This is a genomic window from Mesorhizobium temperatum, assembly GCF_002284575.1.
Classification (GTDB): Bacteria; Pseudomonadota; Alphaproteobacteria; order Rhizobiales; family Rhizobiaceae; genus Mesorhizobium; species Mesorhizobium temperatum.
Genome location: NZ_NPKJ01000021.1, coordinates 26,081 through 48,523 on the forward strand (window position 1 = coordinate 26,081; position 22,443 = coordinate 48,523).

Genomic DNA, 22,443 nt, shown 5'->3' on the forward strand with positions numbered 1-22,443 from the left:
GATTAACAATGCCCGTAAACGAATGGTTACCGCCGGCAAAAAACTTTAGGAATTTGTTTCCCATAGTTCCCGTAAAGTCGGTGGAAACGGGTGAAGCCTGAGTTTGCCAGGTGATTGGACGATATGTGCAGGTGTGCGTTTCCAGGAGTACCGAATCATGAAGTCACGTGAAAACCTCGTTCGGCTGAAGCAGTTCCAGGTGAATGAGAAGCGGCGGCAATTGCTGCAACTCGACATGATGATCGCTGAATTCGAGCGCATGGCTGTCGAACTGGAGCTCCAGATCACTGCCGAAGAAAAGAAAGCCGGCATCACCGACATCAACCATTTTGCCTATCCGACCTTCGCCAAGGCAGCGCGCCTGCGCCGCGACAATCTCAGAAACTCGCAAAGCGACCTCGCCCAGCAGCGAAGCGTTGCCGAATCACTGCTCGGCGAAGCCGAAGCGGAACTTTCCAAAGCGGAAATGCTCGAATCACGCGACACCAAAATCCGCGACGCCGAGACCGGCGGCCGCAGCGCCATGATCGGCTGAAAACAAGGCTTTAAGGCCAGTCAACACCCAGCGATCAGGGCGTTTCTCATCTGGAACGTCGCCGCTCATTGGTCGAGCAGCCGCCAGTTTCAGGCCTATGCTACCAAATCCCCTTCATATTCCGCGACCGGCCGCATCCGGGCATCCCTAATGTCGGGCGCAGGCGATTCCGGCCAGGACCTTATCTGATTGAGCAACCCACCGGTTCTGGCCGAGTTCGGCGCGTCGTGCCGACCGCGCTTTTGGAATGTGGCAAGGTCGACGCGCAAAAGCTTGCCGTCCGTGTCGCAAAGACCCGCTCGAAGAGGCAGGCGCCGCTCATGCCTTTCTCGGCCGATCGGCAGGTGGTGCTGACCGTCTGAAGCAGAGAAAACCCTGGCGGCAAAGCAAAAAAGGCGCGGATTGTCGCGCCTTTTGAGTTCGTCGAACCAGCCTTAATGTCGATATTGCTGGATGCGCGTCGTGCGCAGCCCGGCAAGGCCATATTCGTCGATCGACGCCTGCCAGGACAGGAATTCCTCGGTGGTCAGCTTGTAGCGCTGGCATGCCTCTTCGAGGCTCAAAAGCCCACCCCGTACAGCCGCCACCACTTCCGCCTTGCGCCGGATAACCCAGCGACGTGTGTTCGTCGGCGGCAGATCGGCAATCGTAAGGGGGCTGCCGTCAGGCCCGATAACATATTTGACGCGCGGTCTAACAAGATCGGTCATCGTACTCTCTACTAAAAACTCAAAGACCCAATCCCCACCACATTACCGCCACAGCTTTAAAAATTGCCTAAGCGAACCCTAATAGCTAGGTAAGGATCATGAACGCCGCGTTAGTCTTTTCGTCGGCATTTGAGATATCTGCCCGCGAGCGCCGAATCCGTTCAAAAAAATCGGCCGGTTCGCGAAGCTGGCGCACCCGGAAAGCTTGACCTATATTCCGGCCATTGGCATTCAAGCGCCCTCTTCCAGGACGCCGTGCAGAACGAAAGAACCATGAACAGCCTCGACCTTCCCGGACGTCCCGAAAACACCCGCGTCGTTGTCGCCATGTCGGGCGGCGTCGACTCGTCGGTCGTTGCCGGTCTTTTGAAGCGCGAAGGCTATGATGTCGTCGGCGTCACGCTGCAGCTCTACGACCATGGCGCGGCAACGCACCGGGCCGGCTCATGCTGCGCCGGCCAGGACATCGACGATGCCCGCCGCGTCTCCGAGACGCTCCGCATTCCGCACTATGTGCTTAATTACGAGGAGCGCTTCCGCAAGGCGGTGATCGACCCCTTCGCCGAGAGCTATGTGGCCGGCGAAACGCCGATCCCTTGCGTTTCCTGCAACCAGACGGTGAAGTTCGCCGACCTTCTGGCGACCGCCAAGGAGCTCGGCGCCGACGCGCTGGCCACCGGCCACTACATCCGCTCCGGCGCCAACGGCGCCCATCGCGCACTGTACCGGCCGGTCGACGCGGACCGCGACCAGAGCTATTTCCTGTTCGCCACCACGCAGGCGCAGATCGATTATCTGCGCTTTCCGCTTGGCGGCCTGTCGAAGCCGCAGGTTCGCGCCATCGCCGAGGAAATGGGGCTGACGGTCGCCGCCAAGCAGGACAGCCAGGACATCTGCTTCGTGCCACAGGGCAAATATTCCGACATCATCGCCAAGCTGAAGCCGACTGCTGCCAATCCGGGCGACATCGTCCATATCGACGGCCGCGTGCTCGGCCGCCATGAAGGCATTTTGCGCTACACGATCGGTCAGCGCCGCGGCATCGGCATCGCCTCGGGCGAGCCGCTCTACGTCGTCCATCTCGACGCCGATCGAGCCCGCGTCGTCGTTGGTCCGCGCGAGGCGCTGGAGACGCACAAGATCTATTTGCGCGACATGAACTGGCTGGGCGACGCCGCGCTGTCCGACATCCCGGCGGCTGGGCTGGAGCTTTTCGCGAAGGTCCGCTCGACACGCCCGCCGCGCCCGGCCGTGCTGCATCACAACGCCGGCATCACTTCAGTGGAACTGGTCGACGGCGAGTCCGGCATCGCGCCCGGCCAGGCCTGCGTGCTCTATTCCGACGACGGCAACCAGGCCCGCGTGTTCGGCGGCGGCTTCATCGAGCGTTCCGAGCGTGGCGCCGAGGCCGAGGCGATGCTGACGCGGCTGGCAGCCCGCCCGGCGCAGATTCCCGCCGAATGATCCCGATCCTATCGGGATGATCAGGCTCTAACACAGCGGCACTTTCTCTCAGGAAGACGATCCGGTGTGGGTAACCGTGCCAGCGGTCAGGATACGCAGCACCCTGATGGCTTCCTCGCCGCTGGTGCGCGGTTCTGCCCGCGTCTCGATGCACTGGATGAAATGCTCAAGCTCTCTCGTCAGCGGCATGCCCTCGCCCACCGCCACATAGGACGGCTCGTTGGTGGTGAAGGCCCATTGGCCGCTGTCTTGCCACACCGCGTGGCGGTAGACGGCGAGCTTGCGCTCCCACGGCTCGACATCGTCGAATACCGCCATCGCCTTGGTGCCGACCACGGTCAGCCGCCGCTCGCGGTAGGGATTGAGCCGCGACGCGAAGAGATGGCTGCGCAGACCGTTGGGAAAGCGCATGTGCAGATGCGCGAAATCGCTAAGATTGTCGAGGAGCGCTGCCCCCTCGCCACGCACCTCGATCGGTTCCGTGCCGGTGATGGCCAAGATCATCGACAGATCGTGCGGCGCGAGATCCCACAGCGCATCGTTCTCGGTGTGAAACTTGCCGAGCCCGAGACGGTGCGAATGGATATAGCGGACCTCGCCGAGCTCGCCATTGTCGATCAGCGCCTTCAACGTCTCGAAGGCTGGATGAAAGCGCAGTACATGGCCGACCATGAAGACACGGCCATTGTCGGCCGCCGCCTTCACCGAGCGCTCGGCATCCGCCACCGTCAGCGCGATCGGCTTCTCCACCAGCACGTCCTTGCCGCCCTGGACGGCGCGCACCGCCATGTCGGCATGGAACTGCGGCGGCAGCGCCATGACGATGGCATCGACGTCGCTGCGGACAAAGAGCGCCTCCGGCTCGATCGCCAGGCAATCCTGCTCACTGGCGAAGCCTTCGGCGCGGGCAGGGTTGACGTCCGAGACCGCGTGCAGCGCGCCGAGCGCCTTGAGGGTGCGGATGTGGTTGCTGCCCCAGTATCCGCAACCGAGGACTGCAATGCGCGGTTTCATCAATTCCAACTCTAGAATTTCGTGGCCGAGACATAGCGGCGCGCCCCGCCGAACTCAACCCCGGCATTTCTGTGCCCAATTATCTGCCCGGCAAGCTTTCCGGCCATTGGAGCGATGTGCGTCCGCTTGGGACGCACAGGCACGCGTCTCAAGATCGTGAAGCTTCGCATCGTTCCGGAAGATCGATTCCGATTTTCGCAAAGCACCATGCGATAGAATGTGCCGGCATGCCGGCTGCATCGATGCTTGACAGGCTTGGCGTCCCAACCTTATATCCGCCCGACCTTGGCGAACGCTCCGACATGCCTTCTGATTTAAGGCGGATTTCGGACCTTTCGCCGCCTTGGCGGGGTAGCTCAGTTGGTTAGAGCACGGGAATCATAATCCTGGGGTCGGGGGTTCAAGTCCCTCTCCCGCTACCAGTCCTCTCACAAACGCGAATTCAGCCCATTTTGGGCGTTCTCGCTTGTGCGAAAAACCCCTATAGTTTCACCTATTTAGTGAACCTAGGCCACTTTTGATCCGTTTTGACGGGTCAAGTTGAATGAGAGTCGTTTGCTTGTGTTGGTATCGATTGTTGGTAGTGTCGAAAATCTCGATACCAACAACCCTGACACAAGGGACACACACATGCCATTGACCGATTCAGCGTGCCGGGCTGCCAAAGCGGAAGGCAGCGCCAAGAAACTGTCGGACGGTGGCGGGCTCTATTTGTATCTCCCGCCATCTGGCTCCAAGGCATGGCGCATGAACTATCGCTTCGCCGGCAAGCAAAAGACCCTGTCATTTGGCCTCTACCCTCGCGTGACACTGGCTGACGCACGGGCGCTACGCGAGAATGCCAAACGCGCACTGGCCGATGGCGTCGACCCTGCAGTGATCAAAGGCAAGACCGCCACGGGCGCGCATGACAGCTTCGAAGCCATTGCCCGCGAGTGGCACGGGGCGCAGGAGTCATCGTGGGTCCCTGCCCACGCCGAGCGGGTGCTGAGCCGCTTGGTTCGGGACGTGTTTCCCGATCTTGGCGAGCGTTCAGTGCCGAGCATCACCGCGCCGGAAATCCTCGAAGTTTTGCGCAAGGTCGAAGCGCGCGGGGCGTTGGATGTAACGAAGCGGCTTCGCCAGTCTATCGGGGCAGTCTTCCGCTATGCCATCGCCACGAGCCGCGCTGTACACGATCCCATCGCCGATCTTCGCGGCGCACTCAAAGCAACTCCTAAGCCCGTTCATATGGCCTCCCTGAAGGCGAATGAGATCGGCGACTTTCTCGGCAGGCTCAGCACATATGACGGGGAGCGGCAAACCGCGCTTTCGATTGAATTTATCATGCATACGGCAGTCCGAACCAATGAACTGCGGTTCGGGCGATGGCCAGAGATCGACGGCGATCTGTGGCGCATTCCGGCCGAACGAATGAAGGCCGGCCGCGATCACCTCGTGCCGCTGACGAAACAGAGCAAGCGGCTTTTGGGGGAACTGAAAAAGATTGCCGGTGACTCGGAATGGATCGTGCCAGGCGCGCGCGGTGGCAAGCCCTTAAGTGCGAACACAATGATTTTCGCCTGTTATCGAATGGGCATGCACGGGCGACTCACGATTCACGGGCTGCGCTCATCTTTCAGCACGATAGCCAATGAGTCAGGTCTCTGGAGCGCAGACGCAATTGAATGGGCGCTGGCCCATTCGAGCGGCAACAAGGTCAGAAGCTCTTACAATCATGCCGCGTACTTGGACGAACGGCGCCGGCTCATGGCTTGGTGGTCCGATTATCTGACAGCCAAAGATCCCAACGATCTTTCCGCCCTTTTGGAGTGACCGAACGCGGCGGAGCCACGCAAGCACTTTCACAAAAAATGTTAAACAAATCAAACACTTGCAGCAGATAGGCACTGCAAGTATGATAGCGTTTGTATACTCAGAAACGGAAAACCCGCCTCGGCGCCAACCGGGCGGGCTTGAAATCCTCGAAAGGACCGACTTTGCACCTCGACAATAGCAAAAGCCGCGCTTGTCATGCAAGCGCCTCTACAATCTTATCTCATTGATCGCTCTGTTTTTTCTGGCTGGGCGGCATCATGACAAATGCTCCCACGGTCGACAGCGTCCTTGGTTCCGCCCGCCCACTGATCGAGGCCGACGCATCCCTTCATTGGCTGGTGCCCTTCGAGAAACGGCCGATCGCATCCGACTGGTCCAACGTTCCCCTTCAATCCGAAGCGGCGCTGCGCTCGACCTATCGCGAGAACGCCAATATCGGCATCCGGCTCGGCGAGCCGTCGAAAACCGAAGACGGCTACCTCCATCTCATCGACCTGGACATCCGCAAACCCGCGCTGGCTGCCGAAGCGTGGGCCAAGCTGCTCGAACTGTGGCCTTCAGCACGCACCTTTCCATCGGGGGTCAGCGGTTCAGGCGGCGAGAGCCGCCATCTTTATTTTCTCACCGACACCCCGTTCCCGAAAAAGAAGCTCGCCAAATCGACCGGCTTCACGATGGTCTTCGACAAGGCCAAGGACCGGGAAGTCCGCAAGTACGATTGGGAAATAGACCTTTACGGCACCGGCGCCCAAGCCGTGCTGCCGCCGTCAATTCACCCCGACACCCGCCTGCCCTACCGATGGGAACGTGCGCTCGATCTCGACTTCCCCTTCATGATGACAGTCGAGAAGGCGCTGATCGGGCAATGGGGCGTCAGCGCCGCCGCGCCCACGCATGAGGAAGATGCAGACGATCTGTTCACGATCGTGCGCGCCGCGCCGATGGACCTGGAAGACGGGAAAATCGACGAGATCATCAAGGGCCTGCCAGCCGATTGGGTTGATGACCGCGACCAGTGGCTGACAGTCGGCGCCGCGCTGCATCACCAGTTCGAGGGCGCCAACGAAGGCTTCGAGCGCTGGAACGAATGGGCGAAGCAGTCGCCGAAGTTCGATGCGCGCGACTCGGCTCGGGTTTGGAAGTCCTTCAAGGGCTCCAAGAACCCGGTTCGCATGGCGACCCTCATCCAGGCGGTCAATGCCGTCAAGCTCGCCAACGATCTCGGGCTCGATGACGACTTCGATCTGCCGGCTGTCATCCCCGCCAAATCCGACAACGATCTATCAGACCTGCTCGGCGGCGATGACCAACCTGCCGCGAAAGCGGACACAAAGGACGACTATGATCCCGACTGGCTGCACAAGCTGCACCGCAACGAGGAAGGCGAGCTAAAGAGCACCCTTCCGAACGTCGCACTCATCGTCGACAACGACCCCCGCGTGCGCGGCACCGTCGCCTACAACGAGTTCGCTCAGGAAGTCGTACTCAAGCGGTCGCCGAGACACCTCAAAAAGAAGCGCGACTCGACGCACGATCCCGCCAACCTGGTCGGCCGGATGTGGGACATCAAGGACACGCTCAACGGCGACAACTGGACGGACGATCACGATGCCGCCGTTCGGTCGCTGATCGAGAGCAAGACGCAGTTGAAGGGCTACGGCATCAAGGTTTCCGATCGCGATCTCAAGGGTGCCATCGGCGCCGCCGCGCAGAAACGCCGCTTCCATCCGATCAAAGACCTGCTCACCTCCGTGCCGTGGGACGGCAAGTGCCGCGCCGAGACGCTGTTCATCGACTACCTCGGCTGCACCGACAACGACTACAACCGCCAGGCCGCGCTGATGATGCTGGTCGGCGCCGTGGCGCGCGTCATGCGACCAGGCCACAAGTTCGACTTCGTGCCGATCCTCGAAGGCGTCCAAGGCAAGGGCAAGTCCACCTTCATCGAAATCCTCGCCCTCCATTGGTATAACGAACTAACCGGTGACATCAGCGACCCGAAGCAGATGGTCGAACTGATGCAGGGCTCCTGGATTCTCGAACTCGGCGAGCTTTCTTCCATGGCTCGCGCCGAGGTCAATGATCTCAAGGCGTTCGTCAGCCGCAAGGATGACAAGGTGCGCTTGGCATGGGAGAAGCGGGCCAGGGACTTCCCTCGCCAGTGCATCTTCATCGGCTCGACCAACGATCGGGAATACCTTCGCGACATGACGGGTGGCCGGCGCTTCTGGCCCATCGTCTGCAACCTTGAGGGCCAGATCGACAATCCCCGGCTGCGCCGCGAGGTCATGCAAATTTGGGCCGAGGCGGTCTCCATCTATCACGGGATGTCCGCCAAGCACGGGAGCGCCGACCTCCCGCTCCATCTGACTGACGCCGCCGCCGCAACGGCCCTGGTGATGCAGGAAAGCCGTCGCGTCGAGACCAGTGAGGAAATGCTCGCCGGGCAGATTCATGCTTGGCTGGCAGAGCCTATCGGCACCGATGACCGGTTCGATGAACCTCGACGCCGATGCCCCGAAAACCTACCGCGACGAGACCTGCATTGCCCAGGTTTGGCAAGAAATGCTCGGCCGCGACGGGTCCGTTCCGCATACCGAAGCTGGCAAGATCGGCAAGGCCATGCTGATCGTCGGGTGGCCCCGCACCGAGGGTCCGGTGACCGTCGAGAGATCAACAAAAAATACGGAAAATGTCGCGTCTACCTGCGGCCGGAAGATTGAATACAATCACAAAGTAGGAATAAATCGAATTGACCCGCTTCGGCGGGTTTTTTCATGGGAATGCGATTGTAGCGTCATTGCGCAGAAGTTGCGAAATTTCCCACTTCCGAGATGAGCCACAACCCATTTCCTCCGTTTCTCTCACCCTGCTCACCCCTCACACACACCCTATTTCCATATAGTTTAAACTGGAGGTACTTCCACGTTGGTTCGGCGTATGCCGTGCTTCTGTTATCCTCTTCTCTTTAAAACTATTAGATTTTAGGGTGAGAAGGGTGAGAAGGTGAGAGAGTGTTGATTTTGTTACGTTTTTCCGCTCACCCTGCCAAATTCGAGGGTGAGAGGGGTGAGAACCGGTTTCTCTGCGCCAAAATCAACCAAAATCCGGTTAACATAGGGATATTTTCCTCTCAAAACCGCAAATCATGAGCAATACTCACGTTCAAACCCGTTTCTCTGCGTTAGAATTCACATTTCGCGTGACTCGCGCTCGGGGCCTCCCTCCCGGCATCAGCGCCGCCAAGAAGGACCCAGAGCCACTACATCCTGTAATAGCCATAGTCGAATTCGGCTCGAAGTCAGTTGAACCTGACGCCGGAGGCGACCAGTACCTGGGGATAGCCTGCTTTGCGCCCAGGAGCAGTCCTTCGATTTTGTGATTTGTCGGCTGCTTAGCCGAATTTGAGACAGCGAAACTGCCTCAAACGCAGAGTTCGAATCCCGCTCTCTCCGCCACATAGCGTTGATTTACTTAGCAAATACGTAGATTTTCTTCTGTTGCGTACAAAATGACGGACGTCAACGATCACTCCCCGTTCGACCCTGCTTGACGCCGTGCCCAGCTCGCGCGATGGTCATGACCGTGAGCGGGGAATGATCGACAAGCATCCTTATATTGTCGCAGTTGTGAGCGGAGCACTGTTTGGCGCGACGGCAATGCTCGCTGCCATTGCTGTCTCTGCTGCTCCTAAGGTGGCAACCGATTCAACACCGCTGACATCAGCAGACTTGTCGGCCTTTGGTGGAGCAATTGTCGGTGCCATCGTAGGCGGCGTGATCGCGTACTTTCTGCAGATGAGTGCATTGCGAGCTCAGAAGAGCGAACGAGAACAGAAGGATCGCCAGGAGCGTCAGGCACTGGCCCATGCGCTCGTTTTTAAAATGCTTTCCATGGTGAACAACTTCGCGCACTTCAAATTGCACGTCGAAGAATGCCAAGGCCGGGTGATTGCCGCCAGTGGGCATACCGAAAACCCGGCTACTTACATTCTCCCTATCATAAATCTGCCGATGCCGGTCCAACTCGAGCCGGCAGAGATGGGAATGCTTCTGTCGCTCGGTGATGATCGAGCGCTCAATAGCGTCTTAGAAACCGCGCCGATCCATAACAGCATTCTTCCCGTATGGGCGGAATATGCGGTGTTGAGGTCGGAGATCAACGCGATGATGCCGCCTTTGATCGATATGGCTACGGGAATCGGAGAGGTCGCTTTTCAGCAAGGCAGCCCCGTCGCAGTGAAATTTTTTGAAGCAAACCAGATGGCACAGCAACTGATTGAGCGCGCCACAAGAGACTTCGCCGAGGCTAGCGATACGCTCAAGGCACTGGTCATGCTCCTGCGAAACAAGCTTGGTTTGAAGGTCAGCATCGGAGATGTTCCGGCAAGATCCGCATCCGATGTCACAGCCTGAGTTATTATTCGTCGGACTGGTGGCGTTTGAACGCTCCGAAACCGTCGCCGGTTGATTGGATGTCTCCGCGTTGGGCCTTTTCAGCCGTTTCCGGGGAATTCCTGCGACTATCGGCAGGTCCACGCGACATCGAGAAGTTGAAAATCACAATGCCCAACAGGATTTACTCCGCGAGTTGGCGGGGCAGATTGCATCGTTGGAGGCTAGAGTCAGCGAGCTTGAACAGCGCTAGTCGAATGCCCCGCGATCTGTTGCGGAAGAGCTTGAAAGCGCCGCCGACCGCATCGCGGACCTGTCGCGCGCGGATCCGTCTGAGACTGCGATATATCCCCGCCATTCCCCTACGGCTGGGTAGCGCTGGCTACTTGCGCACAATCCAATCCAGCAAGTCAGGATCTCCAGATTGTCGCGCTAATCTCATCCAGATTGTCGCCCTATACATCTTGCTCTCATCTCGCTCCAAGCATACCCTGACGATTGCGGACGGCGTTTAAAGCCATCCTTCTATGAGACACGAAGGGGGTAAACGGGACGTAAGACCGCACTTTTAGCTGTAGCGCTTTCCAGTGGCGACTGTCAGGACCAGATAGGCGGCCGTTACCGTCCATTGTGAACGGAGGTCCACTATGCCCAAGAAGAAGCAACTCGCTGCGGACACGGACAACGATACCTTTCTGTTCGTTAGCAGCACCAACACGAAGAGCGTCATGGCATACGACGGCGAGACCGGCGCCTTTCTGAAAAAGTTCGCCAACGGTGGCGGCCTCATCGAACCCGAAGGCATCGCCTTCGGTCCCGACGGCAACCTGTACGTCGCCAGCCGCAGCGATGAAGTGCTTCGTTACGACGGGGAGAAAGGCAACTTCCTTGATGTCTTCGCCAGCGGCCACGGCCTGGTCGACCCGGCCGGCATCGCATTTGGCGGACCAGACAACGACCTTTTCATCGCCGCGGGCCTCACCGACGACGGCCTCGGCAACCAGATCCTCCGCTTCGACGGCGACACCGGCGTCTTCGAGGCCGTCGTCGATCCTGCCAACGCGGCCGGGCTCGACGACCCGGAAGCGCTGGTCTTCGGACCGGATGGCCTGCTCTATGTTGCCAGCACTCCGGAATCAGGACCCGGCGAGGTCCTTCGCTACGACCCAGCGACGAACTCGTTCGTCGACAAGTTCGTCCCCAGTTCGGAGAGCAACATCTTGGATCCGACCGGCATGGTCTTCGGCCCCGACGGCGACTTGTTTCTCAGCAGCGCCGCGACGAGCGAGGTCATGCGCTACGATGGCACGACCGGCGACTTCGAAGGTGTCTTCATCACCGCCGGCAGCGGCGGCCTCAATGAGGCCGAGGGCATGGCGTTCAACTCGAACGGCAACCTCTTGGTCGCAAGCGAGCTGGGCCACTCGGTGCTGGAGTATGACGGCACCACCGGCACATTCGTCGGCGAGTTCGTCGTTGCGGGCAGCGGCCACCTTTCGGAGCCGACATTCATCACCTTCGGACCCCCTGAATCGGACTTTTTCTTTTGAGGATTCCAGTGTCAAAAGATCGGACGTCCTAGAGTCGTTTGCAGGAATCGGAACCAGGCGAGCCCGCGGGCTTTGGCGACACGCCGTTGCGCACGCCTGAGGCCCTCTACGACAAGGGGCCTTGGGCAGTTCATCATGCCTTACGACGCGGTTCGTCGGTCGCCCAACCCGGACGAGTTCCTCCTGGGTTTTCTTCAGGAAACCTATGAAGCGGCCGCCAATCTCGGGAAGTGGGATCGATAAACGCTTGAGCGGCAATAGGTGTAGCCGGACCGGGCAAGGCGCAGCCCCCTGCGCAACGTGAATGACGAGGTCGACGTCGCCGGTGTGAGCGTCGGCACCTGTGCGCAAGCAAATAGGTCCGCCGTGGTCAGGTCTTGAATCTGATTGGCCGACAGGGAAGGCGTCGATCACGCGCAGCTTTTGCTGCAGTGCATGAGTCCGGAGCACATGAGCCACTCTTGCCGTCACCCTCGTAAGACCGCAAACCACCCTTCTGCGACCTTCGATTTCGCGCGGGACTGGAGCCCGAAGCGGGCCGCTGTTCATGATTTGATCTTCCTACCGTATATCTGTGCCCCTTTAATGTTCAGGGGCCAGTCGAGTCCGCGGCGGGTGAAAATCCGCGCGCCGCCGGCGTCGATGATGATCTGGAGCGGTAGCCGTCGAATTTGGCTTCATGCATCCAGTCATCGCCTTGGGGCGGCTTGGCGACCAAGGTAGGCATCATTGGCGGAATGAACTCAAGCCGGCCGGGTCCGGCACGCACTGGTTTAGGCCCGTCCCACCTGGTGGCTAGGGGAACGGATCATGATCATTTACTAAATTAGCAGTTCTGCATGAAACGGCTTATTATTCGTCCCAGCCGGCGGACACGGCCCACACCCCGCCGGTTAGGCCCGGCGGTCGGTTGACTACTCCCCAGCGGCTGTCGGGCCACCATCTCAGCGAGGATGCAGTGGAAGCGCCAGAGACGATCCAAAACGCCTGGGCCGGCCTTAAGCTGGTTCGCATGGCGATCGAAAAGACCTGTCCCGCCGGCGTGCTGCCGAGCGAAGAAGCTGTCCTGTTGCTCTACGGCCCCGAGCCCATCCACGAGGGCGAGGCGCTTGCCAAAGCCATTATCGAGACGGTGGAAAGGCTGAACCAATAAAAAGCAGGCCCCAACTCCTCAAAAGAAGGGCCTGCTCTTGCCGTGCATTTATGTCCAGCCTGCTTTCACAGTGCACAGACGCCTCGGCGTCTATCAACGCACGGCTCGGATGGTGGTTCCTGAAGGCTGACGTCCTGTCGGCAATCAGTCCCAAGCGAGCATGAGGCAACAAAGGTTCGGCCAGGAGACGCAGCGCAACTACATCCGCGATGTCGGACGGTTCGCGAGCTTCCTTGGCCGATCGCCGGACACGGCCACAGCGGATGACTTGCGCCGGTTCCAGGTCGGGCAGCAGGAAGACGGCGTTCCCGTGCCGACCATGAACAGCATCGTGTCGGCCCTGCGCTTCTTCTTCACCCACACGCTCGACCGCCCGGACCTGGCGCGCAGGCTGGTCCGCCTGTCGCATCCGCGCAAGCTGCCGGTGGTCCTGAGCCGCGACGAGGTTGCCCGTCTCCTCAACGCCACCACCTGCCTCAAGCACCAGGCCGCGCTGTCGGTCGCCTATGGCGCGGGCTTGCGCGTCGCGGAGGTGTCGACGCTGAAGGTCACCGACGTCGACAGCGAGCGCATGCTGCTGCGCGTCGAACATGGCAAGGGCGGGCGGTACCGCAATGCCATGCTGTCGGCCGACCTGCTTGCCCTGCTGCGCCAGTGGTGGAAGGGCCGGCGGCAACAGGGTGTGATGCATCGCGACGGCTGGCTGTTCCCGGGGCTGCGTCACAGCTTCGCCACCCACCTGCTGGAGGACGGCACCGACATCCGGGTCATCCAGGTCCTGCTCGGGCACGCCAAGCTCGACAACACGGCCCTCTACGCCAAGGTCGCGACCCGGACGGTACGCTCCGTAACCAGTCCGCTCGACAAGCTTGGCCTGTTCAAGCCGGGAGAGATCTCGCCCGACGGCTGAGCGTGCACGCCTCGATCGAGGTCGCCGACATCTTCCGTGCTGCCGGGCCTGCCTACCGGGTCGCCCATGCAGGGCAGCTCAGCCTACAGCAGCTCAAGGTCATGTCGGCGATCGAACTCTGCCGCACCGCAGCGCTCGGCGGCCACGTCGAGGCCTGCGCGGACTGTGGCCAACGGCGGATCGCGTACAACAGCTGCCGCAACCGGCACTGTCCGAAGTGCCAGGGCGCGGCCGCGAGGACATGGCTTGCCGAGCGGGAGGCCGACCTGCTGCCGGTCGGATACTTCCACGTCGTGTTCACGCTGCCGGCCGAGGTCGCCGAGATCGCCTTCCACAACAAGGCGCTGGTCTACGACCTGCTGTTCAAGGCGGCATCGGAGACGATGCTGACGATCGCGGCCGATCCCCGGCATCTCGGCGCGCGCATCGGCACCACCGCCGTGCTCCACACATGGGGATCGGCGATGACCCACCATCCCCATGTCCACATGATCGTGCCGGGCGGCGGCATCGCGCCGGACGGGAGCCGCTGGATATCGTCGCGGCTGGCCTTCCTGCTCCCGGTCAGGGTACTCGGCAAGTTGTTTCGCCGCCTGTTCCTCACCCGGCTGATCGCCCTCCACGACGCCGGCCAGCTCGCCTTCTTCGGCACCCTTGCTCCTCTCATCGAGCCGGCCTTCCTGCGGCACCTGTCGCCGATCCGGAACAAGCGCTGGGTGGTCTACGCCAAGGCGCCCTTCGCCGGGCCGGAAGCGGTGCTCGCCTATCTGTCGCGCTACACGCACCGGGTCGCCATCTCGAACCGACGCATCATCCGCCTCGACGAGAGCGACGTCACCTTCCGCTACAAGGACTATCGCCGCCCTGACGTCGACCGCCAGCAGGCCATGACGCTCGCGACCGACGAGTTCATCCGCCGATTCCTGCTCCATGTCCTGCCGCGTGGCTTCCATCGCATCCGCCATTACGGCTTGCTCGCCAGCTCCGCCCGCAAGGCCAGCCTCGCACTCGCGCGCGAACTGCTCGCGGCCGCGCCTCCCGCCACGAACGATCCATCGGCCGAACCGGACGACTTCCGCCCGCCGTGCCCATGCTGCGGCGGACGCATGATCGTCATCGAGGTGTTCGAACGGTGGGGGCAGCCGCGCGGACCGCCACACGATTCCCCATCAACCGGGAGCAGCACGCCATGACCCGGCATGGCATGGTCCAGCCTTCAACCGCAGGCGCTCAGCCTCCGGCAACGAACCCACGCGCGTCCATGGTGACCATCGGCGTCGACAGGGCTGCGTCCGACCGCGCACCGAGCCGACGATGCCGCACGGCCGGAAGACAAGGCGGTCCGTGTGCATCAATCCCGCCGCTTCCCGGCGGCGGTCGCACCATCCCCGACACCAGCCGAAAATCGAAATCTCCATAGCCATCGGCCGTGCCCGCGGGTTCCTTCCTCGGGGACTTTCGAACGCCTGCCGGCGCCCGAAACTCTTCACGTAAGCAGTCCGGCAGCTATCAGGAAGCGGCGCAACAAAGCGGCCGTTCTGTTGACGGCCCCTTTGCGGACTCAAAAGCAGGGTTCACAGACGAAGTGAGAACGATAGCGTGGATCCTCTAACAGCGTGCCAAAGCCGAGAAGAAATGCTCCCTGTGCGAGCACAACTGCCACAGCCATGATGCCAACTCCTGAAGCCAGTTTGCAAGCCAAGCCGACCGATGAAGAAAATCGCCAAGGGCGTATCAATGCAACGATTGCGGCTGATGCCAGCAGAATAAGCGCTGGAACGCCTAAGACCACGGCGTGCATCTCCAGCATAAGGGCGAACGGAGTATCCGCTTTTATCATCGGCTTAATCTCCCCTAAAACCTGAAGGCATTCAAGATCGCGACTCCAATGACTGAAGGGTTAGCATTCCACCATTTATAACCTGCCATTGGCACTGTGCGCGGGATTTAGGCTGCCGCGGATCGGACACCGCCGGCACCGGCGAGTCGTCTAACGATCTTGCTCAGCGTTCGCAGCGTCCAGGCCAGCGGCGCCAGAACCATCCTCAGCAGAGAAGCCAGGACAAGACAGAGTATAAGGTAGGCCGCAAAGGCGCCGAGCCAGGCCGGGAGACCTGCTTGTTCGGCTATCCAACCGGCCGCGTTTGTCAGAAGGTGAGGTCGCGTGATCGCCACATAGGGAAGTGCGACGACGGCGGCGACACCGGCTGCGGTACCGACGGCGGAAAGCGATTGGAACGCACCTTTGCCTGCAGCCCTCAGATGTGCTATCCGCACAGTTCCGCGACCAGCTGCGGCCACCGGTGCCCTCGCAACGCGCAATGCCTTGGCTGCGGCGCCCATGCCCCCGACGACGATTGCCGCATCGAACGCAGCCCAGCCCATCTCGCCCCAGGTCGGAAGCCGCTCGCCGCGGGTGATCACCCCTTCCAGATCGGAAACGCCGCCCAGGACTATGTTCTTCGCACCAAGCAGCGTGCGGGTGAACTGTCTGCGGACTGCTGTTCCGTCAACGATCTCGAACTCCGACAGCATCTCATGCCCGCGATCCTTGAGCTCGTGAATGGCAATAAGCCCATATTGCTCCGGCGAAATCTCGGCGAGGCCGAATCCCACCTGCCGGTCGTCCCACAGGCTCGAGAGGCCCTGACCGACGGTTTCCTGCAACAAGTACTGCGACGATCCATTCTTCACGAAGTAAGCAATCACCGGCACGACCGGATGGCCGAGACGGTCGAAAACCTCCACGAAATCCGCATCCTCGCCATAGACGAGGAACACTCTGGCTGCATCGTCGCCATATTTCGCCGCTGCCTCATGCCAGCCGAGCCCGCCTGCCGCGCAGGCTGCAAGAACCCATGGCCGAGCCTGCTCCACAGCTTTGCTGCTGAGCGGGCAACGGGTGTCGTCCCGGCGAACTTCCTCCGCCAGCGCGGCTCGCATGACCTCATCCTCGAAGTGATGGGGCTCCCGCCATTCCCATCTGAGCGTCAGGACGATCGCCANCGGCGAACTTCCTCCGCCAGCGCGGCTCGCATGACCTCATCCTCGAAGTGATGGGGCTCCCGCCATTCCCATCTGAGCGTCAGGACGATCGCCACAACGAGTGAGGCTGCTACCAGATATCTCATTCTCAAGGGGGCATCCTCCCGCAGTCATGTCATGCCAAGACGTGCCGAAGCTATCAGCCAATCCCGATGAAGCGATCGTTAGTTCTGGGATGTGGTGGAAATTTGCTGGAGGGTGCGCCGACAGCGGACGTTCCGTTTTCCACCAAACCTCGCTGTTCATGGTCATTTTGGGCCGAGAGAAGACCGGCAGCTTCGGGCTGCGAATATTCAAGAGCGGACATTCAGGTTGGTGTGGTATCGTCGTGACCTTCACCTAGGCAGACGCCTTGCCGACGGCCAGCCAACGTCCTGTGTGGACGTTGAAGCTGACGACGCGTTGCTCCCGCCCGAGACATAAGGCGGGAGACCGCAGCTTGGTGCATCAAGCCGGCAGCGGCTCGTGGAAACGGCACCAGCCATTTGGGCTGATTGCACCGGCAACGATCTCGCACCCGTTCGGCTCCAGGAAATGGGTGCACCCGGCGCAGCGTTCGCCGCGAAGTGGGGTGTCCTGGTAAAGCGCCAGCGCCTTGGTTGTCTTTCCCGCTGCCATCAGTCGAGACGTTCAGGATGAAAGGCCGCCGGCGCTGGCAATCGCCGCGCCGGTCACAGAGACTTTCAGGAAAATTGCGGCGAGAGGGGGGACATTGTCGAAGAACGATTGGGGGAACAACGATTTTCTCGGTGTTACCGCAAAAGTCTACAAACCCCATTCGGTGATAGGCCGCCAGGATGACGACAACGTTGAGATATTCATCGTAAAATCGGGTTGGGCCATCCTTTACCACGGGCTACCGGACGGAGAACGGCAGATCATCGACACTCCCCTCACGGGGGACATTGTCGGTTTCCGTTCTGTGGACGGACCGCGTTTAGCATCGCTGGCGTCCGTAACCGAACTAACTGTTTATGAAATTTCCAGTAGGGAACTGGTCGAGGCCATCTTGTCGGAAGGCCACCTCGGGAACAAGATCGTCCGCTCCCTGGCCCGCCTGAACGCCATCCTTGCCGAACATCTCATGAATACCGGGCGGCGGAACGCGATGAGCCGCACCGCCCATTTCCTGCTCGAGTTGGAGGAGAGGCTCTCCATGGTTGGCTTGTCGGCCCATGGAAGATATGAGTGTCCCCTTACGCAATGCGACTTGGCCGACATCCTCGGAATGACCACCGTTCACGTCAACCGAACGTTGGGGGAACTCCGAAAGGCCGATCTCGTCTCTTTCAAGGGCGGCCATGTACAGGTGATCAACCGCAAGAAGCTGGTCGAAATAGCCGGATTCGACAACGAGTATCTCAGGTAACGGCTATCTCCTAGAGCGGCAACGCATGGGCCATTAGCAAATTCTCTGCTGGAAGACGACCCTCGGCCGTCGCTGGAACAGTTCCAGCCAAATGTTTCCGGACGACTGGTCGTGCGCGGCCTGGCGGGGCAGTGATATATCTCGACCACACGGTATCCGCATCCGGCTTGCGGTGAAGGACGGGCCGAGCGGAACTCAACCTCGTTCGTGTTGAGCAATATGCAAAAAGGTCCGATCATCATGACCGACGGCGACACGGCCTATCGCGCGACGAGAGCGTGCTGCCGAATAAGTGCAGGTGCCTGACACACTGCGGCAGACCTGACCACGCCAACCTCCACCTTCAGGAATCCTCCTCTATCGTTGCAATCGCCGCAGGCACTACCCGATCGTCGTTCGACTACCAGCGGCTTGAGATGGCTAAGCCGTGCCATCCCTGCGTCTTCAGGCAGATTGCCGCGCCCTGGGGTTCTAGCTTGACGTCGGTTTGCGGCGAAATTTACCGAAAAAGCAACTTATGTTAGAGACTGCTTATAAATAGACCTTACACTGCCCAACCTGTTCTCGCCAAGGAGGGAGTGAGGAACTGCAAGAGACTCAAACCGAGGGCATCGAGTGCGGTTGGCGCGTGGAGTGCTCTACCCGACGCGTGTACCTCAATCGTGCCGGAGCGAAAGGCAATGATGACAAGACAATCTTTTGTAACAGTACTTGTCGGGCCGAGCGAGTTACTCCGAGAAGGCCTTAGTCGAATCCTGGATGCGGCAAAGTTTCGTGTCCTTTTCTCTGCGGCTAGTGTTCACGATCTTCTGCAGAAGCCGCTAGCCCAGCACCGGTCCATCTTGCTCATCATAGATGTCGGCGGTACTGATGCGGATGCTGAATTCGCACAAATTGCAGAATTCAAAGCGATTTATCCGTCCAGCCATGTCGTCGCGCTAGCCGATCACTGTCGATCGACCGATATAGTTTCAGCTTTTCGTGCGGGGGCAGACGGGTATTTGATAAAAGTCGCTGCTTACGACACCTTCATCAAAGCTCTCGAATTGGTTATGCTAGGGCAGACGGTGTTACCTGCCGAAACTTCAACGGCTATTCAAGAAATAAGGCATGATCTGAAACCTGACGCGGTAGCTGATGAGTTAACAAAGGTGGTTGTTAACGTGGAGCATGAGGATCAAGAACTATCAGTTTTGTCAAATCGGGAAAACTGTATTCTACGCCGCTTAATCGAAGGGGAGTCTAACAAAGCCATCGCGCGCGAGATCAACATTGCCGAAGCTACGGTGAAGGTACACGTCAAGGCCATCCTCCGAAAGATCCGGGTCCGCAACCGTACACAGGCTGCAGTTTGGGCGATGAACCATGGCATGCTTACTCCCGCATCTGGCAATGCCCCGTCGGGGAGCGAAAAGATGGCAACTCAGCCGTCTCACAATATATCATCATTCGAGCTGGTGCATTCGCTTGTGCCAAAGCTTCGCCCTGATATGAGCCTCCGCTATCAAGAACCATACGCTCAAATCATCCCCCGGCGATGGTAGCGAGCGGTGGAGACGGCATCGCAGGGGCGCATGAGGTGGAGGGCTTTATCAAAGTGGGCAAAGCAAAAATTACTTCTGGATTTTCGTTCAGCGAAGTGCGGATCGGAACGGTCGAGGGCGGAGAATCGGGGGTTCTGGTGTGGAAATGCGACCAACTGGTGGCGGTCCTCACCCAGATCGACGAGGAAGCCTACTCGACGAAAGGCAAATGGTTTCTCGAGACGGGCTTCGGGCTGCTAAGCGGGCAGCACAAGAATTTCGATACGATAGAGGAGGCCATAAGATGGGTTGGCAGATACACCTTCCCCGAGCCTGCTTACACTGCAGATTGAGCGACCGTTCCGAGGCAATTGATCCGAGTCCAAGGTCAGCTGGGCAATGCTGCCGATCGTGCCAAGACCCACAGCGGAGATCCTCCGACTTTCAGACGATCTAAATGATTGGAAGATACACGCGTCGAGTAGGCCCTCCACGCGCCAACCGCATAGTTTCTTTTTTTAACCTTACGCTAGGAAAACCCTACACCAAAACACCCTCATTAGGCGTAGGGCAGCATCGTCGAGGCCTATCCGGATTTCTCAAACCTGAGCCCTTGGGGAAGGGCACGAGCCCTGGTTTTCAGCCGCTCCGGGCGGCGGCCATCGTGGCGCCGATGCGCGGCCGTCAGGGTTACCGGGGCTTGGTTTCCCGCGGGCCGATGAAAGAAAAACATGAGGCGGCCAGTTCCGCTTATGGTTACCTCGATACGATTGCCAAGATTGACGGCTTGGTCGATGTTCGCGTCTTAATTCATCTGGCGCGTCAAGCCGTGCATCAGGTCATCCACGTGGGCGCAGAACCACGGCGCCGGTCTCGTCGAGCCCGACGAGGCTGCAGACGTTCTTGCCAAGATCAATTCCGAGCACAAATATCGACATCGGTCCGTTCCTCTCTCGTTCCAAACAGAGCAATCCTAACGGATCGCTCCAGAGATGGGCGGGCAATCCCATAATCACAAAACTCGTGAGCCGGGAATCCCCTAGATTCAGTCAAGCAATGAACCGCTCCAGAGGCCGCATGCTTCTTTGATCATCGGCTTTAAAAACGGACGTCGCCGTGATAGGCGTGGGCATGGTCGGCGCTCTCGATACTGTCCGCACCGCTCGCATCATAAAAGGTGTTGTGGCAAGCTGGCGTATTCGTGATCAATACCAGCGACCGCGGCGAAAGCGGCATCCGATCCGGACCGACCCCGGTCGAGGGCATGCGCACCCTTGTCAGCTCGTTGCTGGACCCGAGTTCACGCCTGAAGAAATCCATACGATGATCGAGACCAACCCGGAACGGTTGCTCGCTCTCGAATAGCGCGATCGCGGTCGCCTATCCCCGAGGGAAGGGTCAAACCACATCGGCGAAGATGATCACGCCCGTTGAAGTGCGGCGGGCTGCTCATCTTTGCCCGGGCAAAGGAGACGAAATGAGACCTCTACTTCTCATTAATCCGAATACAAATAAGGCAACAACTGCTGAGATGGTTCGCATCGCGCGGAACGCCGCTCCCAGTGGCGTGACGGTCGAAGGTGCAACGGCGCAACGCGGCGCACCTCTTATTTATGACGATGACAAATTGGCGATTGGTGCCAAGGCGGTCATTGGACTCGCAGAGATATCTGGCAAAGTATTCCGGGATCATCGTCTCCGCATTCGGGATCCTGGAATGGACCAGTTGCGCCTAAAGTCGTGCCTTTGCCAAAACTCCAATGGCAAAGATTGACGCCAAACCGGCTGCTAATAATACCAACGAGCGGTGATCATGACCGATGCGCCCATTCGCGGAGTCCGATGGACATGATCTTCCACGGCTGGTCGACGAACTTGTTCCTTGCGGCGCAGCAATGGGTGACGATGTCGTCGTAGTCCTTGAAGATACGGTTGGAGAGCCAGTTGTCGCGCATGAACTGCCAGACGTTTTCGACTGGGTTCAGTTCCGGTGAGCGCGGCGGCAGGAACATCAGGGTGATGTTGTCCGGCACCTTCGGTTTCGGAGTCACATGCCATCCTCTGATCGAGGATGAGCACCGCATGCGCGCCGTCGTCGACGCTCCGGCTGATCTCGGCGAGGTGCTCCCGCATCGCCTCGGTATCGCAATAGGGCAGGACAAGGCCCGCGCCCTTTCCCTTCCGGGGGCAGATGGCCCCACTGGTCGAACCAGTGGGGGAATTTCACACAATAGCTTTGTCAGTTGCTGCGAGTCCAGCAAGGCTCGGCAGGCGTTTCCAGTTCGGCGATGTCGCGAAGGCGCTCACCATATTGCGCCGCAAGCTGCCTCCGCCGCGTGAAGAGTGCGAGAAGCCGTTGCAGTTGCTCACGCCGATGGCAGCCTGCAGGTCAGTCAGGCGGTAATTGTAGCCGGGTTCAGGATAGCCCTCGTAGATCACCTGTTTCGAGCCGTGCCGGACTGTGTCGGTAACGCTCATGCTGTGTTGGCCGACTAGCATGCATGACCTTGTCTCCTGCTGCTCGGGGGTAGGGTCACGCGTGATCCGAGTACTAGGCGACGTTTGCAATCCGACGTAGGCGCAGGCTTGAACGCAGCGCCGATCGCCCGGGAGAGTCTCAGTATAGCCCTATCCACGCCGTATTCTGGTCATGAAGGTTAGCATTATACCCCCAGACGAAATTTCTGGTTGTATAAGCGGAGTTTCGTTAAGACGATAAATTATCGTTCTTTGTCGATGGGTGTCCTTCGAGATACTTATAGTGATTAATATTTTAACTGGAGAAACACATGAAGTCGATGAATTCCGACAAGGGAATACTGTGGAAACACTCGGAAGGGTGGAAACACTCGGAAGGGTTGAACAACTCACGCGCGACGACGGAGACAGCCGCGTCGAGCCCGACCTCGACCGTGACGACCGAGGCTCCCACTTCCACCGCTTCCGCGTCGACGGCAT

Annotated in this window: 19 protein-coding genes, 1 tRNA gene and 2 pseudogenes; 15 read left to right on the top strand and 7 right to left on the bottom strand. The window is 59.6% G+C overall.

Translation table 11 applies throughout. The features are described from left to right. Window positions 1-157: 157 nt before the first annotated feature. A complete protein-coding gene (locus CIT26_RS05860; protein WP_029349790.1) occupies window positions 158-535 on the top strand; it encodes a flagellar export protein FliJ in 378 nt (125 codons plus the stop codon). 434 nt (window positions 536-969) lie between these two features. Here CIT26_RS05860 and sciP read toward each other — a convergent pair whose 3' ends face one another. Then, window positions 970-1,245 (bottom strand): CtrA inhibitor SciP, encoded by a 276-nt coding sequence (sciP, locus tag CIT26_RS05865; RefSeq protein WP_006203587.1) that lies wholly within the window; start codon window positions 1,243-1,245, stop codon window positions 970-972. 273 nt (window positions 1,246-1,518) lie between these two features. Between sciP and mnmA the strand changes: the two genes are divergently transcribed. Next, window positions 1,519-2,709, top strand: a complete 1,191-nt coding sequence (gene mnmA / locus CIT26_RS05870) for a tRNA 2-thiouridine(34) synthase MnmA (protein ID WP_095491698.1) — start codon at window positions 1,519-1,521, stop codon at window positions 2,707-2,709. A 48-nt stretch (window positions 2,710-2,757) separates the two neighbouring features. Here mnmA and CIT26_RS05875 read toward each other — a convergent pair whose 3' ends face one another. Next, on the bottom strand, window positions 2,758-3,723 hold the full coding sequence (locus CIT26_RS05875; protein WP_095491711.1) for a Gfo/Idh/MocA family protein: 966 nt from the start codon (window positions 3,721-3,723) through the stop codon (window positions 2,758-2,760). 345 nt (window positions 3,724-4,068) lie between these two features. Here CIT26_RS05875 and CIT26_RS05880 point away from each other — a divergent pair. From CIT26_RS05880 to CIT26_RS05920, 9 genes are all read left to right on the top strand, one after another. Continuing rightward, window positions 4,069-4,145: transfer RNA gene (locus CIT26_RS05880), tRNA-Met, on the top strand. Window positions 4,146-4,353: 208 nt separating this feature from the next. Next, window positions 4,354-5,538: a tyrosine-type recombinase/integrase gene (locus tag CIT26_RS05885; protein ID WP_095491699.1), complete on the top strand. Its 1,185-nt coding sequence runs from the start codon at window positions 4,354-4,356 to the stop codon at window positions 5,536-5,538. 260 nt (window positions 5,539-5,798) lie between these two features. Then, a complete protein-coding gene (locus CIT26_RS05890; protein ID WP_095491700.1) occupies window positions 5,799-8,264 on the top strand; it encodes a VapE domain-containing protein in 2,466 nt (821 codons plus the stop codon). Window positions 8,265-9,137: 873 nt separating this feature from the next. Beyond that, the gene (locus tag CIT26_RS05895; protein WP_095491701.1) at window positions 9,138-9,956 is read left to right on the top strand and encodes a hypothetical protein; all 819 of its coding nucleotides are present in this window, start codon (window positions 9,138-9,140) and stop codon (window positions 9,954-9,956) included. 626 nt (window positions 9,957-10,582) lie between these two features. Beyond that, window positions 10,583-11,485: a Vgb family protein gene (locus CIT26_RS05900; protein WP_095491702.1), complete on the top strand. Its 903-nt coding sequence runs from the start codon at window positions 10,583-10,585 to the stop codon at window positions 11,483-11,485. 72 nt (window positions 11,486-11,557) lie between these two features. Further along, on the top strand, window positions 11,558-11,728 hold the full coding sequence (locus CIT26_RS38640) for a DUF5996 family protein (protein ID WP_425350322.1): 171 nt from the start codon (window positions 11,558-11,560) through the stop codon (window positions 11,726-11,728). A gap of 667 nt (window positions 11,729-12,395) precedes the next feature. Continuing rightward, window positions 12,396-12,638, top strand: a complete 243-nt coding sequence (locus CIT26_RS05910; protein ID WP_245319180.1) for a PAC2 family protein — start codon at window positions 12,396-12,398, stop codon at window positions 12,636-12,638. A gap of 160 nt (window positions 12,639-12,798) precedes the next feature. After that, the gene (locus CIT26_RS05915) at window positions 12,799-13,548 is read left to right on the top strand and encodes a tyrosine-type recombinase/integrase (RefSeq protein ID WP_206072726.1); all 750 of its coding nucleotides are present in this window, start codon (window positions 12,799-12,801) and stop codon (window positions 13,546-13,548) included. A 2-nt stretch (window positions 13,549-13,550) separates the two neighbouring features. Further along, window positions 13,551-14,741 carry an IS91 family transposase gene (locus CIT26_RS05920; protein ID WP_095491704.1) on the top strand — a complete coding sequence of 397 codons (1,191 nt, stop codon included), beginning with the start codon at window positions 13,551-13,553 and terminating at the stop codon, window positions 14,739-14,741. 368 nt (window positions 14,742-15,109) lie between these two features. Here CIT26_RS05920 and CIT26_RS35655 read toward each other — a convergent pair whose 3' ends face one another. Both CIT26_RS35655 and CIT26_RS05930 read right to left on the bottom strand, forming a co-directional pair. Further along, a complete protein-coding gene (locus CIT26_RS35655) occupies window positions 15,110-15,388 on the bottom strand; it encodes a hypothetical protein (protein WP_143747790.1) in 279 nt (92 codons plus the stop codon). A gap of 107 nt (window positions 15,389-15,495) precedes the next feature. Further along, window positions 15,496-16,491: a hypothetical protein gene (locus tag CIT26_RS05930; RefSeq protein ID WP_095491706.1), complete on the bottom strand. Its 996-nt coding sequence runs from the start codon at window positions 16,489-16,491 to the stop codon at window positions 15,496-15,498. Window positions 16,492-17,188: 697 nt separating this feature from the next. Between CIT26_RS05930 and CIT26_RS05935 the strand changes: the two genes are divergently transcribed. The 4 genes from CIT26_RS05935 (at window position 17,189) to CIT26_RS35660 (ending at window position 21,259) form a co-directional block, all read left to right on the top strand. Further along, a complete protein-coding gene (locus CIT26_RS05935; RefSeq protein ID WP_245319182.1) occupies window positions 17,189-17,962 on the top strand; it encodes a Crp/Fnr family transcriptional regulator in 774 nt (257 codons plus the stop codon). 680 nt (window positions 17,963-18,642) lie between these two features. Beyond that, window positions 18,643-19,506 (top strand): LuxR C-terminal-related transcriptional regulator, encoded by an 864-nt coding sequence (locus CIT26_RS05940; protein WP_095491707.1) that lies wholly within the window; start codon window positions 18,643-18,645, stop codon window positions 19,504-19,506. 53 nt (window positions 19,507-19,559) lie between these two features. Beyond that, the gene (locus CIT26_RS05945; RefSeq protein WP_206072727.1) at window positions 19,560-19,838 is read left to right on the top strand and encodes a hypothetical protein; all 279 of its coding nucleotides are present in this window, start codon (window positions 19,560-19,562) and stop codon (window positions 19,836-19,838) included. 1,124 nt (window positions 19,839-20,962) lie between these two features. Further along, complete coding sequence (locus tag CIT26_RS35660) at window positions 20,963-21,259, top strand: hypothetical protein (RefSeq protein ID WP_143747791.1); 297 nt, start codon at window positions 20,963-20,965, stop codon at window positions 21,257-21,259. Between the two features lie 37 nt (window positions 21,260-21,296). Here CIT26_RS35660 and CIT26_RS05955 read toward each other — a convergent pair. The 3 genes and pseudogenes from CIT26_RS05955 to CIT26_RS37005 form a co-directional block, all read right to left on the bottom strand. Next, a pseudogene (locus CIT26_RS05955) lies at window positions 21,297-21,684 on the bottom strand (transposase); the annotation flags it as partial. A gap of 43 nt (window positions 21,685-21,727) precedes the next feature. Beyond that, window positions 21,728-22,014: pseudogene (locus CIT26_RS05960) on the bottom strand (DegT/DnrJ/EryC1/StrS family aminotransferase); the annotation flags it as partial. Window positions 22,015-22,258: 244 nt separating this feature from the next. After that, a partial coding sequence (locus CIT26_RS37005) for a hypothetical protein (protein ID WP_206072728.1) occupies window positions 22,259-22,443 on the bottom strand: 185 nt, incomplete at its 5' end.